At 70.2% G+C, this 17,002-nt stretch carries 10 protein-coding genes; 2 read left to right on the top strand and 8 right to left on the bottom strand.

The features are described from left to right. Window positions 1-97: 97 nt before the first annotated feature. Window positions 98-1,222 carry a 3,4-dihydroxy-2-butanone-4-phosphate synthase gene (ribB, locus tag KRR26_RS17725; protein ID WP_120209916.1) on the top strand — a complete coding sequence of 375 codons (1,125 nt, stop codon included), beginning with the start codon at window positions 98-100 and terminating at the stop codon, window positions 1,220-1,222. Here the strand turns inward: ribB and thrC are convergent. The 6 genes from thrC to greA all read right to left on the bottom strand — a co-directional run bounded on the left by thrC (window position 1,209) and on the right by greA (window position 7,894). Beyond that, a complete protein-coding gene (gene thrC, locus KRR26_RS17720) occupies window positions 1,209-2,531 on the bottom strand; it encodes a threonine synthase (protein ID WP_217080370.1) in 1,323 nt (440 codons plus the stop codon). The genes ribB and thrC overlap by 14 nt on opposite strands. 8 nt (window positions 2,532-2,539) lie before the next feature. Next, the gene (locus tag KRR26_RS17715; protein WP_407931723.1) at window positions 2,540-3,022 is read right to left on the bottom strand and encodes a hypothetical protein; all 483 of its coding nucleotides are present in this window, start codon (window positions 3,020-3,022) and stop codon (window positions 2,540-2,542) included. A 172-nt stretch (window positions 3,023-3,194) separates the two neighbouring features. Continuing rightward, window positions 3,195-3,617 carry a hypothetical protein gene (locus tag KRR26_RS17710; protein WP_120210018.1) on the bottom strand — a complete coding sequence of 141 codons (423 nt, stop codon included), beginning with the start codon at window positions 3,615-3,617 and terminating at the stop codon, window positions 3,195-3,197. Between the two features lie 33 nt (window positions 3,618-3,650). Beyond that, window positions 3,651-4,280, bottom strand: coding sequence for a protein-L-isoaspartate(D-aspartate) O-methyltransferase (locus KRR26_RS17705; RefSeq protein WP_120209918.1), 630 nt, complete (start codon window positions 4,278-4,280; stop codon window positions 3,651-3,653). Window positions 4,281-4,323: 43 nt separating this feature from the next. Further along, window positions 4,324-7,266 carry an ATP-dependent DNA helicase RecG gene (recG, locus tag KRR26_RS17700; protein WP_217080369.1) on the bottom strand — a complete coding sequence of 981 codons (2,943 nt, stop codon included), beginning with the start codon at window positions 7,264-7,266 and terminating at the stop codon, window positions 4,324-4,326. 109 nt (window positions 7,267-7,375) lie between these two features. Then, on the bottom strand, window positions 7,376-7,894 hold the full coding sequence (greA, locus tag KRR26_RS17695) for a transcription elongation factor GreA (protein WP_120209919.1): 519 nt from the start codon (window positions 7,892-7,894) through the stop codon (window positions 7,376-7,378). Window positions 7,895-8,079: 185 nt separating this feature from the next. Here greA and KRR26_RS17690 point away from each other — a divergent pair, with 185 nt between their 5' ends. Then, window positions 8,080-8,610, top strand: coding sequence for an FHA domain-containing protein (locus KRR26_RS17690; protein ID WP_120209920.1), 531 nt, complete (start codon window positions 8,080-8,082; stop codon window positions 8,608-8,610). 35 nt (window positions 8,611-8,645) lie between these two features. Here the strand turns inward: KRR26_RS17690 and pbpC are convergent, their stop codons facing one another. Together pbpC and KRR26_RS17680 are read right to left on the bottom strand one after the other, a co-directional pair. After that, window positions 8,646-10,958, bottom strand: coding sequence for a penicillin-binding protein 1C (pbpC, locus tag KRR26_RS17685; RefSeq protein WP_217080368.1), 2,313 nt, complete (start codon window positions 10,956-10,958; stop codon window positions 8,646-8,648). Next, window positions 10,955-16,726: an alpha-2-macroglobulin family protein gene (locus KRR26_RS17680; RefSeq protein ID WP_217080367.1), complete on the bottom strand. Its 5,772-nt coding sequence runs from the start codon at window positions 16,724-16,726 to the stop codon at window positions 10,955-10,957. The genes pbpC and KRR26_RS17680 overlap by 4 nt, the downstream gene beginning before the upstream one ends. Window positions 16,727-17,002 lie beyond the last annotated feature (276 nt).

Here is a 17,002-nt window from a genome sequence, read left to right as displayed (position 1 = left end):
GCGGGCCTCCATGACGCGGCTTGCCAGCGTGGATCGCAAACGCTACATGCCACGCGATTCTCGCAGCACACCCCTGACTCCCCGGCTAACCATCCGCATGAGCCACGATACCGAGCTGTCCACCATCGAGGACGCCATCCGAGACATCCGGAACGGCAAGTTCGTCGTCGTCGCGGACGATGAGGACCGCGAGAACGAGGGCGACCTCATCATGGCGGCCGAGAAGGTCACCCCCGAGCACATCGCCTTCATGGTCCGCCACACCAGCGGCATCATCTGCATGCCCATGCTCGCCGAGCGGCTGGATGCCCTGCGGCTGCCGCAGATGGTGGCGGAGAACACCGAGTCGCACCGCACCGCCTTCACCGTGTCCGTGGACTACCGGCACGGCACCACCACGGGCGTCTCCGCAGTGGACCGCGCCGCCACCATCCGCGCCCTCGTCAACCCGGCCAGCCAGGCGGACGACTTCCTGCGCCCCGGCCACATCTTCCCGCTGCGCTATCGCGAGGGCGGCGTGCTGCGCCGCGCGGGCCACACCGAGGCCACCGTGGACCTGTCCCGGCTGGCGGGCTTCGAGCCCTCGGGCATCCTCTGCGAGTTGGTGAAGGACGACGGCACCATGCAGCGCATGCCGGACCTCAAGGCCTTCGCGCGCGAGCACCGCCTGTCCGTCATCACCATCGCGGACCTCATCGAGTACCGCCGCCGGAAGGACAAGCTGGTCCGCCGCGAGCCGGGACAGCACACCGTCACCACGCGCCACGGCGAGTTCACCGCCCTGACCTACTCGTGGATGCCCGATGGCGTGAAGTCACTCGTCCTGGTGAAGGGTGACCCGAGCCGCCAGCCGCACCCGCTCGTGCGCCTGCACGCCGCCTGTGCGTTGGGCGACGTGTTCGGCTCGCCGACCTGCCAGTGCCACCAGTTGCTGGACGAGTCGCTGGCCACCATCGCGCGCGAAGGCACCGGCGTGCTCGTCTACCTGCCGGGCATGCACGGGGATGACTTCGGCATCCACCACAAGCGCAACACCGACGGCAGCAGCCCGCATTCCGGCCGGGGCCCGCACGAGTCGCGCGACCTGGGCATGGGCTGCCAGATCCTCACGGACCTGGGCGTGCGCTCCATGCGCCTGATGAGCAACACGGACATGACCTACCGCGGGCTGGCCGGGTTCGGCCTCACCATCGACTCGCGCGTCCCGCTCAAGGTCCGCTGAGGTCCGCGAGCGCGGCCTTCACCGCGTCCAGCTCCGCCGGCAGGTTCACCGGCGGATTCGCGTAGGCGCTCGCCACGTCGGCGAGCGCCGAGCGGTGGTAGCCGACCTTGAAGTCCGCGAACTTGAGGCCGTGCGCCGTGGAGATGACGGCCACGCGCGCGTCTCGCGCAATCACGCCACGCGCCACCAGCTTCTCCACCGCCGCGAGCGCCACGCCCGTCTGAGGACACGCGAAGGTGCCCTCGCGGTCGGCCCGCGCGGCCGCGTTCGCCAGCTCGGACTCGGTGGCTTCCTCCACCACGCCCTCGAAGGCCTGGAGCATTCGCACCGCGCGCCGGAACGACACCGGGTTGCCAATCTGGATGGCGGACGCGAGGGTGTGCTCGGCCTGCATGGGGACCCACTCGCGGAACCCGCCTCGGAAGGCGCGCGCGAAGGGGTTGGCCCGCTGCGCCTGCGCCACCGCGATGCGGGGACGGCGCGTGATGAGGCCCAGCGACAACATGAGCTCGAAGCCTCGGCCCAGCGCGCTGGCGTTGCCCAGGTTGCCGCCCGGAATCACCACCCAGTCCGGCGGCTCCCAGCCCAGGTCCTGGCACAACTCCACGGCGATCATCTTCTGCCCCTCGATGCGCAGCGAGTTCATCGAGTTGGCCAGATACAGCCCCGTGTCCGCCGTCACCGCCTGCACCAGCCGCATGCAGCCGTCGAAGTCCGTGTCCAGCGACAAGACTCGCGCGCCATTCGCGATGGGCTGCACGAGCTGCGCGAGCGACACCTTGTCCCTCGGGAGGAAGACGACCGCGGGGATGCCCGCCGCCGCGCAGTAGGCCGCGAGCGCCGCGGAGGTGTCGCCCGTGGACGCGCACGCCACCGCGCGCACCGGCACGCCGCGCGAGCGCAGGTGCTTCACGGCGGACACCAGGACCGTCATGCCCCAGTCCTTGAAGCTGCCCGTGGGCGAGACGCCGCACTCCATCAAGTCCAACGCGCCCAGCCCCAGCGCCGAGGCCATGCGCGGCAGCGCCTTGAGCGGCACGCGCCCCTCGCCCAGCGAGACGATGTCCTCGACGGGCAGCTGCGGATACGCCCACTCGCGCTTGCCCCACACGCCCGAGGCATCCGGAATCCGCGCCGCGCCGAAGCGGCCCTCGAAGCGGCGCTTCCACTCAGAGGCCGGCGTCGCGCGCAGCGCCTCCAGGTCGTGCGCGACCTCCAACAGGCTGCCGCACCGAGGACAGCGATAGACGATGTCGAGCAGCGAGGCCCGAAAGCCGCAGCCCTCGCTGCATGCGTAGTCCGCGTGCATGGCCGCGCTCACGCCTCCGCCTGCACGCGCGCGCCACACTCGGTGCAGTTGCGCCCCGGCCGCGTGGGCGTGTGGCACACGGGACAAGGCAGCCAGTCCCCCTCCGCCGCGCGGGTCGGCGCCACCGGCGCCGCGATGCGCGCCCTCGGCAGCCGCATTCCACAGCGATCGCACAACAGGCCCTCGGACTGCACGTGCTTGCAATAGCGGCACACCACCGCGCCCACCGGCGCCGCGGTCCGCACGCCGTCATCCGCGGCGCGGCCCGTGTCCAGGTCGTTCATCGGCGCGACTGGAACGGCGCCCGTGTCGCCCGTCCGCGTCAACTCCAGGTCCGGCACCACCATCGCGGGAAGGTCCGGCCCCGAGCGCAGCCGCGTCAAATCCAACTCGGGAAGTGGAGCCGTCTCCACGGCGACGCGCCCGTTGGCGTGGTGCGTCAGCTCCAGCTCCGGCAGCGTCTCCACCGGGGGCGCCTCGGCCAGGTTCACGACGGGAAACCGCTTGCCGCAGGTTTCACACTCGTCGCCTTGAGGCTGAACGTGGTCGCAGACCGGGCAGATGATCATGGCATGGCACGTTATCGGCGGCCTTGCCCTGGGGCAACGCACCCCGGGGTGCCCCCGGAGGGCACCCGAGGGGCCACGCGCCAGTCCGAGGCCCTCAGGTGGAAGGGTTCAGCCCCATTGCCACGAGGTGAAAGCCACTACTCACGTGGTTGAACCCGAGGCGCTTCGCGCGCTCGACCACCACATCCAGCACCGTGTAGCCCAGGAGCGTCTTGAAGCCGAGCTTGCTCGACTCCTCGCACACGGCTCTGACGATGGCGTCCACCACCACGTTGCGCTCGGCCTTGCTCAGCGACGGTGAGGCCACGAGCCCTTCAATCCACGCCACCGAGCTGTCCGTCTGGTAGAGGAACCCGGCCGCCTTGCCCGGGACGATGAAGCCCACGCGCGGAAGGGCATCGGGCGTGAGCATCTCGTTGCGGTGGGCGAACCAGCTCTGAAGCTGTTCGAAGTGCTGTGAGGGGTCGTACCGGACGGGCACCACCTCGGCGGGCGAGTTGTCGGCGTGTGAGGACATGGGAGCGATCTCGCCGCCCATTCCCCGCCGTTGTCAAAGTGGGGTCGTTTCCACCATGGGGACGAAGCGCACCGGGAGCAGATGCTCCACCCGGGGCAACGTGCCCGGGGGGCCTCGGTGGATGCGCAGCAGTTCCTGCGAGCCATACGCCGGCCCCACGGGGATGACCATGCGCCCCCCCCGCGTGAGCTGCGCCACCAGGGCGGCCGGCACCTCCTCCGGCGCGGCGGTGGCGAGGATGGCGTCGAAGGGGGCTTCCTCGGGCCAGCCTCGCGTGCCGTCTCCCACGCGGTACGCGATGTCCTGAAAGCCCAGCCGGGTGAGCAGCCCTTGCGCCGTTCGAGACAAGTCCGGCAACAGCTCCACCGTGAACACCTCGCGACAGAGCTGAGCGAGCACCGCCGTCTGGTAGCCAGAGCCAGTGCCGATCTCCAGGACGCGCTCGTGGCCTTCGAGGCGCAGGGCCTGGGTCATCAGCGCGACGATGTACGGCTGGCTGATGGTCTGTCCCTGGCCGATGGACAGGGGCGTGTCCGCACCCGCACGGGCTCGCTCCTGCTCCGGCACGAACTCCGCGCGACGCAGGTGGGCGATGGCCTCCAGCACCCGGCGATCCTGAATGCCCTGTCGCGCCAGATACTCCGCGCGCTCCTGGTCTCCCATGCGTCTAGGTTAACCACGCCCGCTGCGCAGCGAGGGCGGGCCGCTATCCGACCCGCGCGAGCGCCAGACGGCCTTCCCACCGCTCCTCGAGCGCCTTCACGAGCCCCTGGTTCTCCGCGGACTTCAGCTCGGGGTCCTTCTCCAAGATGCGCCGGGCTTCCTGTTGGGCCAAGGACAGCAAGTCACTGTCGCGCGCGAGGTTCGCCACCGCCAGCTCCGGCAGGCCGCTCTGCCGCGTGCCGAGGAACTCGCCGGGCCCGCGAATCTCCAGGTCCTTCTCGGCGATGACGAAGCCGTCGCTGCTGCCCTCCATGACGGCCAGTCGCTCGGTGGACTCCCAGGAGCGCGCGCTGCCGGCCACCAGGAAGCAGAAGCTGGCCGCGGCGCCTCGGCCCACGCGCCCGCGAAGCTGGTGAAGCTGTGAAAGGCCGAAGCGCTCGGCGGACTCGACCACCATCACCGAGGCGTTGGGCACGTCCACCCCCACCTCGACCACGGTGGTGCACACCAGGAGGTGCAGCTCCTTCTCACGGAACGCCGCCATGACGGCGTCCTTCTCGTCGGCCTTCATCCGCCCGTGCAGCAAGCCCACCCGCGCCTCGGGGAACACCTTCGCGAGCTTCTCCGCGCCACGCGTGGCGTCCTCCAGGTCGAGCTTCTCGGACTCCTCCACCAGCGGATAGACGACGTAGGCCTGATGCCCCTTGGCCAGCTCGGCCGACACCGCCTCGTACACGCGGGCCCGCTGCTTGTCGTTGAAGACGCGCGTGGTGATGGGCGTTCGGCCCGGGGGGAGCTGATCGATGATGGAGACATCCAGGTCTCCGTACAGCGTCATCGCGAGCGTGCGAGGAATGGGCGTCGCCGTCATCACCAGCACGTCCGGCGTGAGCCCCTTGCTCATCAGCGAGTGACGCTGGAGCACGCCGAAGCGGTGCTGCTCGTCAATGACGACGAGCCCCAGTCGCTGGAACGACACCCCGCCCTCGATGAGCGCGTGCGTGCCCACCGCGAGGTGCAGCGCTCCGGCCGCGAGCGCCTCGCGGATCTGCCGCTTGTGCTTCGCCGTGCCCGCCGCGCTCACCAGCCCGACCTTGAAGCCGAGCGGCTCCAGCACGCGGCGGAAGGTGCGCTCATGTTGCTCGGCCAGGATCTCGGTGGGCGCCATCACCGCCACCTGGTAGCCGTCCTGCAACGCCACCATCGCGGCGACGAGCGCCACCGCCGTCTTCCCGCTGCCCACGTCGCCTTGCACCAGCCGCGTCATCGGCTCGGGCCGGGCCATGTCTCGCGACAGCTCCTCCACCACCCGGGCCTGCGCGCCCGTCAGCTGGAAGGGCAGCGCGCCTTGTGCCTTCGCCAACCGCTCGGGGGACACGTCGAAGCGGATGCCCTCCTCGGCCTTCACGCCCTGACGCTTGAGGGCCATCCCGAGCTGAAGGAAGAACAGCTCATCGAACGCGAGTCGTCGGTGCGCTGGGCTCTGGTGCGCGTCGAGCGCCTCCAGGTCCGCATCCTCGGGCGGAAAGTGGATGTACCGCAGCGCGTCCGACAGCCCCATCAGGTGCATGCGCCGACGGAGTTCGGGGGGGAGCGGTTCCTCCAAGTGGTGCGCGTGCTGCTCGCTGACGCGCGAGGCCACCTCCCGGAACGAGCGCTGCTCGCCGCGCTCGAAGCCCGGGTAGATGGGCACGATGCGGTGGAAGTGGACGGAGGTGGTGGACTCCAGCCCCTCGGCCGGTTCGATCTCCGGGTGCGCCATCTCCCGGCCGCTCATGGAGGCGCGGACTTCGCCCGAGAGGACGATCTGCTTGCCCACGGTGAAGCGACTCTTGAGCCAGGGGCCAGCATGGAAGTACGTGGCCGCGATGGTGCCCGAGCGATCGCCCACGACCGCCTTGAACATCCGCTTGCCTTGTCGGCTCGGCGCGAACTCCGCGAGCTTGACGATGCCGACGGTGACGCCGCGCTCGCCTGGCTCCAGCTCGGCGATCGTCTTCAGGCGCCGGCGGTCCTCGTAGCACCGCGGCAGGAGGAAGAGGATGTCACCCATGCGGCGCAGCCCCTTCTTGTCCAGCGCCGACACCAGACGGGGTCCCAGGCGCTTGCCCAGCGTGGCGAGCGGCGAGGACAGCGGGCCCGAGCGAGGCGCGATGGACAGGAGCTTCGCCTCGGAGCGAGAAGCCTCGGCGCCCACCGCGCGCTTCTTCTTGCGCGTCCGTGCGGCCTCGGCCTTCGACGCCGCGCTGCCGGCGGCGGACGGCTTCGCGCTCGACTTGCTCACGGGGGTGAGCGCGAGCACTTCGCGAGCCGCCGTCGCGCCGTGCCGTGCCGAGGCAGCCGGGCGCGAGGTCGGCGCACTGGAAGCACCCGCCGCGGACACCGGCGCTTGGGTAGGCGCTGGTGAGCTGTTGCGCGCAGGTCCGGCGGTCGCAGCGGGGATGGAGTTCAGGACTCCCTCGCGGCCACCCGCCGGCCCCGAGCGCATCGCGGTATTCGCGCGGTCGCCATGCACGGAAGCAGCACGCGACCGCATGGACGGCTCCGAGTGGTCGTCGCGCGCGCTCGACGCCGTCCGCGAGGCACTCGGGCTCGCACGCGTCGCACCGGCGCGATGCGGATCCGGCACCGGAGCCGTGGACCTCCACGTGGGCACATACCCCGGGGGCACGTCCTGCTGGCGCGGCGCCGTGCGTCCCGCGTCTTGCGTCAGGGGCTCCAGTTCGGCGGGCAGGGGCACGCCGCTCTGCTTCAGGGCCGCCACCACCTGGCGCAGCGCGCTCTTGCGGCGCTCCGGTGGCGTGGGCGGATCCACGTAGGGCAAGGCCGCGCGCAGGTGCGCGACCGCCGCCGCGTCCACGCCGCTCGCTCCGGCCAGGGCGCGCTCCATGAGGGTGCGCAAGTCCCGGACGATGGCGAGCTGAGCGAAGTCGCGCTGGCAGGCGTAGCGCAGCGGCCCGACGAGGCTGGCAAGCGGATGGTTCACGCGGTTCCTGGTGCCCATCCTACGGAGCGGGGATGACGTCTCACAGCAAACGAAACCGGGGGAGCGAGCCTGGGCCCACTCCCCCGGCAAAAGCCCAGCGAACCGTGCATCAGCCCTCGCTGGGCGGTGCGTCGTCCTGCGGCTCCTCGAACCGGATCTCCTGGACCTCCAGTTCGCGGACCCCGCCCGGGCTCTGCACCGTGGCGACGTCCCCCACCCGCTTGCCGACAATGGCGCGGGCCACGGGCGACGTCACCGCGATCCACCGCTTCTTGAGGTCGGCTTCCAGCTCGCCCACCAGACGGTACGTCACGGACTTCTCCGTCTCCGTATCCATCAGGACGACCGTGGCGCCGAAGACGACCTTGTCGCCCCCGAGCTTGCTGGGGTCGATGACCTCGGCCCGGGCAATCCAGTCATTGAGGTCCAGGATGCGGCCCTCGATGTGCGACTGCTTCTCCTTCGCCGCGTGGTACTCCGCGTTCTCGCGGAGGTCACCATGCGCGCGGGCGACCTCGATCTCCTTGGAGATCTTTCCCCGCTCCACGGACTGGAGGTGCTTGAGCTCCTCCTTGAGCTTGCGGAGACCGTGGGGGGTCATCGGGATGTTGTCGCTCCCGCTGCTCATCGACACCGCTCCTTCCACCACCTGCGTTCAATGCATGGGGGGCCGGAACCTCGCAGAAGAGGCCCAGCCCCCAACGGCCAGAAAGGCCGAATGTAGGGAACGACTCCCAAGGCGGTCAATCAAAGCCGTACGTCCCGCGCGCCGTTACGCTGTGCGCCCGGCCGGCGACCCGCTAGGCTTCCGCTGTGCTGTCCGTCCAGGAACTTCGCGCACTCGGCGCCTCTCTCCCCGTGGGCACGTTCCAGCGGCAACTGGGGCCCTTCGCACTCATCCAGCGCCCCCCCGGCGAGCCCTCCTCCGCCGTGCTCGCCCCCACGTCCATGGCCGCGCCCGCGCAAATCGAGCAGGGCATGATGGCCCTCATCTTCGAGTTCGAGGACCTGCGCGTCGCCACCCTGCCGCCGCTGCACCCCACCGACGTGCTGCGCATCGGCCGCCGCCCGGACTGTGAGCTCATCCTGGACGATGCGTCCGTGTCCAAGCTCCACGCGGAGCTGCGCTGGAGCGAGGACACCCAGCGCTGCACCGTGAGGGACCTGGGCTCCACCAACGGCACCTTCCTCAACGCCAGCACCCTGAACACGCGCGAGGTGACGCTGCGCGACGGCGACATCCTCAGCTTCGGAAACGTCCAGTTCTGGTTCCTCCTCACGCAGACGCTCCACGAGCGCCTCCGCGCGGGAGCCGCCGCGGGCCTGCGCTCACACAGCGGTTAGCCCCAAGTGTCCACTCGCCAACATCCGCGGCGCGCTCAGGGCACCAACCGCACCCGCAGTGCGCGCGCGTCCGAGCGCCCCCGGTCATCCACGGCCCGGACCACGTAGGTCCCCGGCCTGGCCACCCAGTGCAGGGGCTCGCCGCGCGGCGCGGTGCCCACGAGCTGCTCGTCCACGAACCAGAACACCTGGCGCACGTCCGCGTCCGTCACCGCGGCCAGCGGCACCGTCTGGGGCGTTGTGGCCGAGGCGCGCACGTCGTAGTCCACCCCCTGCTCAGGCGTGGTGATCTGCGGCGCCACCCCCTCGGCCGAGGCGCGCGCGATGCCGCAGGACTCGGACTCCGGTGGAGGCACGCGACGAGGGATGCCCGCGCGTTGGAAGAGACGCAGGAGATCCGACGGCCAGAACTCATACACCTCCGCGCGAGCCGAGGGCCCCGGGCCGCACGCGCGCTTTCCCGTGCGCGTATCCACCCAGATCTCCCGGTGCACGTCACACGCCTGGATGGGCGAGGTGCCGGGGATGAACCACGTGCTCACCTGCCGCTGACAGTGAGGCCCCGGGATGCCGCCGGACAGCGCGCACACCGACACGCGACTGACTCCCGCGGGCGGCGTCCAGCGCACGCGGTGCATGTCCGGGTCCTTGGCGCGCAGCGAGTCCACCATCTCGAACAGGAGGGGCGCCGCGGCCCACTGGCCGACGAAGGCGGGGTTGGGGCGCCCGTTGAAGTTGCCCACCCAGACCGCGATGACGTACGGCCCCGCCACGCCCACCGTCCACGCGTCTCGATAGCCCATCGACGTGCCCGTCTTCCAGGCCACGGGGACGGCATCGCGAGCCCACTCGGACTGGTACGTCTGCGCGGGACGCTTCGCGCCCTTGAGCGACTCCAACACCAGGAAGCTGGCCTCGGCGCTGAGCATCCGCACGCCTTCCGGTCTCGGGCTGTCCGCCTCCAAGCGCAGCGGTCGCAACACCCCGCCGTTCGCGAGCATGGCGTACAGCTCCACCAGCTCCGTCATCGTCACCTCGGCCGAGCCCAGCGCGAGGGACAGGCCGTAGAACTCCTCGCTGCGAAGCCCCGTGATGCCCGCTTGCCGCAAGAAGCCATACAGGGACGGGGCCCGCAGGCGCGAAGCGAGCGCGACCGCCGGCACGTTGCGGCTGCGCGTCAGCGCCTCCTCCGCGGGCAGCGGCCCCGCGAAGCTGCCGTCGAAGTTCTCCGGCCCGTAGCCCGCGAAGCCCGTGGGCGTGTCCTTCAACATCGTCCGCGGGTGGATGAGGCCCTGATCGAACGCGAGCCCGTAGATGAACGGCTTGAGCGCCGAGCCCGGCGAGCGCTTCGCCTCCGTGCCGTTCACCTGTCCCTCGATGGCCTCGTCGAAGAAGTCCCCCGAGCCCACCGCCGCGCGGACCTCCAGCGTGCGCCAGTCCACCAGCATCGCCGCCGCGTTGCGGATGCCCACCGCCTTGCGCCGCTCGATGTACTGGCGCACGTGCCGTTCCAGCTGGCGCTGGAGGGACAGGTCCAACGTCGTCATCACGCCCGAGCCCACCGGCAGCGTGCGCAGCGTGGCCTGCACGAAGTGCGGCGCGAGGAAGGGCAGCTCCCCCGGCGCACGCACGCTCAGCGGCGCGGACAGCGCGGTCCGGCGCTCCAGGTCCTCCGGGTGAGGCTCCAGCCACCGGTCGAACAGCCGCAGCCGCGCGGCCGTGAGGGCGCCCTCGTCCCGCGTGGGATCTCTGCGCGCGGGGCTCTGGGGAATCACCGCGAGCGTGAGCGACTCCGCCAGGGACAGCTTCTCCACGCCCTTGCCGAAGTACACCAGGCTCGCCGCGCCCACGCCCTCCACGTTGCGGCCATACGGCGCGAGGTTGAGGTACGCCTCCAGGATGTCGTCCTTGGACCAGGTGCACTCGAGTTGCAGCGCCCGGAGCATCTGCCAGACCTTCCCCCGAGGCGTGCGCGAGTCAATGCCGTAGCGGATGCGCGCCAACTGCATGGTGAGCGTGGAGCCGCCCACGCGCCGCCCGCGAAGAATCCACGTGCGCCAGACGGCCCGCCCCACCGCGATGGGGTTCACGCCCAGGTGCTGCCGGAAGTGCTGATCCTCGTGGAGAAGCGTGGCCTCCACGAGGGCCGGCGGGATGCTCGCGAGGGGCACCCACAGCCGGTACTTCTCATCGGGTGACAGCGTGAGGCGGAGGAGCCGGCCCTGGCGGTCCATGACCGCCTGAGAGAATCCCAGCCCCTCCCGCAGAGGAGGCCGAGGCATGACGGCCCACAGCACCGCCAACCCCACCACCCCCCCTGCGACCCCACGCCACCACCGCTTCTTCACGGCGCGACCACCGACACCTGTTCGCCCACCGAGCGCGCGCGAACCCCGCGGTCATACATGCCCTCGGCGAACGCCGGCGGCATGACGAACTTGCCGGAGTTGGTCGCCTTCACCCGGTACACGTACTCGCTCACCGTGGGGCCCACCCTGCCGTAGAGGACAACCCGGTCCTCGCGAACGTCCACGTACTCCGGACGCCAGCTCGACTTGTCGCTGCCCACCGGAGGAACGAAGCCCGTCGCCGTCGGCGCTGGCTCGAAGGACTCCACGTCCTCGCCCTCCTCGGACGCACCGTCATGCTCGGACGAATCGCCCTCACCCTCGCCTTCCGACGCGTGGGACTCGGAGTCACCGGGCGCGGGCGCGTGACGCTCCAGCACCACCTCGAAGCCACCGGGCAGCAGGTCCGTGATGGCGACGTGCGAGACGTCTCCATCGAGGGCCCGCAGCTTCACGTGGACCTCCAGCTCCTCGCCCAGCTTCGCCTCGTGGGTGACCTTGCCGTCCAGCGTCTGCAGCTCCCGCTGCACCTCCAGCCGCTGCTGGATGGCCTTCGTGGGCGTCTCCAGGTCGTAGCCCGCCTGCGTCACCTGGACGAACAGCGGCGTGCTCGCGGGGGACTCCACGCGGACCTGCGCGGCGTCCGGCGAGAAGGCCACGCGGGGGAAGAGCCCCTCGGGCACCGTCAGCGGACGCAGCTTGCCGGCCACCTGCTCCAGCATCGCCACGCCGCTCGCGGACGGCGTGCCCTGCGCGCCCAGCGCCGTCGCGTACGCGTCCAGGCCCAGGATGGCGTACGACGACGACAGCGTGTTGAAGCGCTCCTCGTTGATGGGCCGCGCCATCGCCGCGAGCTGCTCGCCCGACACCTGCGAGACCCGCTCGGGGAAGTGGCGCGACAGCAGATAGAGGACCTGCGAGTCGTAGACGAGCCCGTCGTACAGCGCGGCGTAGTCCGCGGCCTGCACCTGCCCCAGCTTCACCGAGCCCAGGGCCTGCTCGGCCTGCCGCTCCTGCTTCAAGAGCTTGTACGTCGCGGAGAGGTATGCGGCGGTGAGGTCCTTCGGCCAGTCCTTCAGCTTCGAATCCAGGCGCTCGCGCAGGGCGTTCACCTGCGGGGTGGGCACCTTCCCGTTGCGGGCGAGGATGTACTGCGCATACGCCACGGCGCGCGCGTCCGCGAGCGTCGAGGGAGTGCGGGCCGCCACGTTGCCCAGCCACGTCATGCCACGGTTGAAGAGGTCCGTGGGCACCGCGAAGCCGCGCTCCTTCGCATCGGTGAGGAAGTGCATCGCGTACACGCTGGTGAGCGTGGGCGCGTACGAGTTGGCCGCCCACAACCCGAAGGCGCCCTCCTCGTTCTGCCGTCCGCGCAGCGTGTGCAACGCGGTGTCGAAGTTGGACGCGATGGTCTGCGAGGCCATCCCGAACTCACGCCGTCCCTTGAGCACCACCGCCGGGAAGGCACGGCTCACGAGCTGCTCGGTGCAACCGTAGGGATACTTGTCCAGGTACGTCGTGAGGCCCCGGGCCAGCCCCAGCGGCAGCGGCGAGGCGCTCACCTCCAACGTGCGGTAGGCATCGTAAAGCTTGCGGCTCACCGCCAGGTCCTGCTTGCCGCCCGACACCTGCGCGCTCGACACCGTGGTGAGGAAAGGCACCGCGGGCCGCACGCTCAGGTCCGCCGCGCTGCGCACGCGCTCGCGTCCCAGCGACGCGGTGAACGCGAGCGTCGCGGAGCCCAACGGCCCCTTCGCGCGCACCCGGAACGTGGTGCTCGCCTCGCGGCCCTCGTCGATCTTCAGCGGGCGCTTGGCCGCGTCCACCACTTCCAGGTGGTCGGACGGCTTGAGCTCCAGCGTCACCTCCGCGCCCTTGCCCGAGCCCTCCACGCTGTTGGCCACCGCCACCCCCACGGAGAACTCGTCCCCGGGCGCGACGAAGGTGGGCACGTTGGGCGTGATGACGAACGGCCCGCGAATGGTGGCGCGCTTGGACATGGCGCCCACGGCCTCGGGGGCCACGGCCACCGCCATCACCCGGAGTTCGCCGTTGAAGGAGTCCGGCACCGCGTAGACGAGCTCGCGCTCCGTCGAGTCGATGTCCACCACGCCCGACCAATAGGCCACGGGCTTGTCCCGCTTGCGCTTGAACGGGTTCAGGTTCTTGCCGATGGCGTCCATGCCCTCCGCGTCACCGCCCATCGCGGAGACCGCCTTCGCCACGGAGAACTCGGGCAGCAACAGGTCGAGGATCTGCGAGGTGCGGACCTCCAGCGCCCGCTTCTTGAAGAAGTGCGCGAGCGGATCCGGCGTCCCGTAGTTCGCGACCTGGAGGATGCCCTCGTCCACCGCGTAGAGGACCGCCTTGCCCTTGTGGTTGCCGCGGTACTTGATCCGGTACGGCTCGCCAGGCCGCGCCTTGTCCGGGCTCTCGACCTGGATGTCGAACACGCGGTTGGCCCGGCTCACGGAGAACGCCGCCACGCCGTAGCTCAGCGGGCTCATGAAGATCTCCTGCGAGTCCATGGCACGCACGAACGCGACGTTCACGTACGCGTTGCCCTCGATGCCAGCCGGCAGTTGGATGGTCTGCACGGAGCTGGTCGCGTCCGTCTTGAACCACTTCCAGGCATAGACGCGGTCGCGCTCGATGGTGATGAGGCCCGCGCCCGTGTACGGGGCCTTGATGTTGAGCTGAATCTCGTCGCCCGCCGCGTAGTCCGGGCGGTTGAGCTTCACCTCCAGCTCGGCGTTCTTCTCCAGCGCGCGCGTGAGGTTGCCGTGGCCCGCCACGCTGTACTCCACGCGGCTCAGCTCCAGGTCCTCCGCGTTCTTCACCACCACCACGAAGTCCCCCGGCTGCTCGGTGGGCAGCGAGAACTTGAGCCCGGCCTCGCTCAGGTTCAGGTCCGTGGTGCGCACCACCGAGTCGCGGCGCGCGGACTGATACTGATACGTGCCGTTGGACTGCTGCGTGAGCACCGAGACCCAGCGCTGCTCGACGAGCTGCGCCTTGAGCCCCTTCACCGCCAGCTTCTTCAGCGCGGGGTCCACCGCGATGAAGTCCACCGTCCGGTCCGAGCCCTGGCTCAGGAAGCGCAGGTTCCCATCCGGCTTGAAGCCCACCAGGTATGGCAGCGGCGACACCAGCACCGACGCCTCCGACGACACGCCCCGCCCGCCCTCCGCCTCGTAGCCTTCGGCCAGGAACGACAGGCGCCACGTCGCCTTCGCGTACTTCTCCAGGCCCAGGTCCACCTCCACCTCGCCCTCGTCATTGGTGGTGGCGTCCGCCAGGCGCTCGTTGAACTGCTCCTTCGCCTGGAGCGGATCCCGGAACTGGTAGCCGGGGAACGCGCGGAAGCTGGGGTACGTGGGGCTGAGCACCAGCTCGGACGCGACGCGGCGACCCGCGGCCGCGATGCCGAAGAGGTTCTTCAGCGTCACGCGGCCCTTGAGGTCCTTGGGTGACACCCAGCCATCGGCGCGCTCGGCGCTGAAGCGCGTGGTGATGCGCATGCGGTCCGGGAGGAACTCCTCCACGCGCACCGACGTGCTCCCCAGCAGGCTGCCGCGCTGGTGGTCCTTCACGACGTACAGGTTCACCTGGTAGTTGCCCGTGGGCGACGTCTCCTCGGTCGAGTAGTCGAGCGTGTCGAGCCCGGCCGCGGACACCACGACCTTCTGCTTGTGCACCTCCAGGCCGCGCGGGTCGAGCACCGCGACCTCCAACGGCACGCCCACCGGCGGACTGTTCCAGTCCGAGGACTTCACCATCATGCCGACGTGGAACGTGTCGCCCGGACGGTACAGCCCTCGGTCCGAGAACATGAACGCGGTCAGGCGGTCCGGAGTGCCGCCGCTCACGAGCCCGCCAATGTCGAAGCGGCTGAAGTTGAGCTGCCGGTCCCCGCGATCATACGGCAGGAAGGCGAAGTCGTCCCCCTTGCGCGCCAGGTACACCGTGGGCTGCTGCTCGCGCCGGAAGTCGTTCAGGCGAGGCAGCGCGGCGTGGCCCTGCGCGTCCGTGGTGCCGTTCACCACGGCGATGCCGTTGCGGCCCAGCACGCTGACCGTGACGCCCTCGACGGGAGCCCCCGCGTCCAGGCCCTGCACGAACACGTCATGCGAGCCATCCGCGTTGTCCTTCACCACCAGCCCCAGGTTCGTCACCAGCACCAGCCGGTTGTCCTGCCGCCCCATGGCGCGCTTCGCCTCGGGGTCCCAGCTCTCCACGCGGAAGAAGAAGAGGCCGCGGCGCGCGGACGAATCGTTCGCCGCGCTCAGGTAGGGCGCCAGGTCGAACGCCGCGTACTGCGCCTTGCCTCGGCCCACGCCCTCCAGCGGACGCACCTCCGAGAAGCGCTCCGTCATGTTGTCCTCGCCGAAGCTATAGGACGAGAACATCGGGTGGGCGAACTGGCCGTAGGACTGGCTCACCAGGTGGTTGATCTGCCCGGGCAGCACCCGGCCCACCTCGAAGCGCAGGGCCGGCACATCGCGCGCCAACACCGTCAGCTTCTTCTCACCCGCGAGGCTGAGCAACGCGCCGTCGTGCAGGATGCTCACCTCCTGCGGGAACGCCGGCACGCGAATCACCGTGTTGAAGTCCTCGGCCAGCACATAGCCGCCCGCGGACCGGGTCCCCTTCTTCACGCGCACGTACACGTAGCGCCCCACGTCCGCCTGCACGCGGAAGCTGTGCAGCGTGGCCTGCTCACGATCCGTGGGCACCGGATCCAACTTGAGCAGCGCATCGGGCGTGAGCCACTCCTGCCCGATGAGGCTGGGGCTGCTCCACGTGTAATTGCGCACGGCCTTCTGCCCGTCCTTGGCCGGGAGATCCTTCGGCAGCACCCACACGGAGAGGTTCTTGCGCAGCTCCGGCTCGGTGACGCCCGTGGTGAGGTTGAGCACCATCACCTGCTCAGGCTCGAAGCGGTCGTTGCGCACCAGCGTCACGCTGGCGTCGTTCACGTGGAAGTACGTGAACATGCCGGGGATGGAGACATCCTGCGTCTGCGCCTCGGTCGTCGCGGGGCCACCGCGCGCGGCGCGAACGCCCACGTCCATCGTCAGCGTCAGGACGGTGGTGTTCTCCGGGATGGGCATGGGCTCCGAGTGCACATAGGCCTGCCCCTTCAACTTGTCGTACGTCACCTGGAACGGAACGCCCAGGCTGCCCCAGCCGAGGAGCCCGCGCTTCTGATCCTTCGGGCGCAGCGAGAGGTTGCGCACCAGCGTCGCCGGGTCCACCGGATGGCTGAACGCGATCGTCGCCACCACGTGTTTGTCCGCCGGGTTGCGCGGGTCCTCGTAGAAGCGCAGCTCGGAGATGGACGCGGTGAACGGCGCGGACGCGAACCCCGTCTCGTACGTCTCCAGCCGCACGTGGTCAGGGAAGAGCGACTTGTCGAGCACGACCTTGTAGGCCTGCCCCACCGCCCAGTCCGACGAAGGCGTGAAGGTGAGGATTTGATCATTCGCCCAGCGCCACTCACCCGGCGTCTCGGGCGTCATGCGGATGCCCGCCGTGACGACCTTGCCCACCTGCTCCAGCCGCGCCACCGAGCCACCGAACTGGATGGAGATGGCGGCCGGCTGCGCGCGCTCCTCGATGGGCGTGGGCGACGGGCTGGTGCACGACACCGAGTAGGTCACCGGCTTGGGCCGATTCTGGTACCACGTGTACCCGGCGTTGCCCGCGACGAGCAGCGCCACCAGGACCCCGAGCCCGAGCACTAGGCGCTTGGGATTGCGGCGCATCCACCCCGCTGCCGACACCACGCCTCGACCGAGCCCTGAGGCCCAAGGAGGTGGGTTCCAACTCAGCTCTCCCACCAGGCGGGAGAGCAGTCGCGGCCGTCGCGGCGCGGGTTCTGATTCGTTCGAGGACATGGGGTGGGATCCAACGCGGGGGTACGGGTCCGCGAGAAGAGCAAGCGAGAGGCCAGCCTCACGGTCAGGGTCCTAGGCTCGGGAGGCCGCCCGAGGCCGGAGGGATGTGGCCGGTCAGCCACGGGCGCGTGCGCTCCGGGCCGC

Source organism: Citreicoccus inhibens, assembly GCF_019039035.1.
GTDB classification, from domain to species: Bacteria; Myxococcota; Myxococcia; order Myxococcales; family Myxococcaceae; genus Citreicoccus; species Citreicoccus inhibens.
The sequence above is the reverse complement of the archived record's forward strand: the minus strand, read 5'-3'. Positions and strand labels throughout refer to the sequence as shown.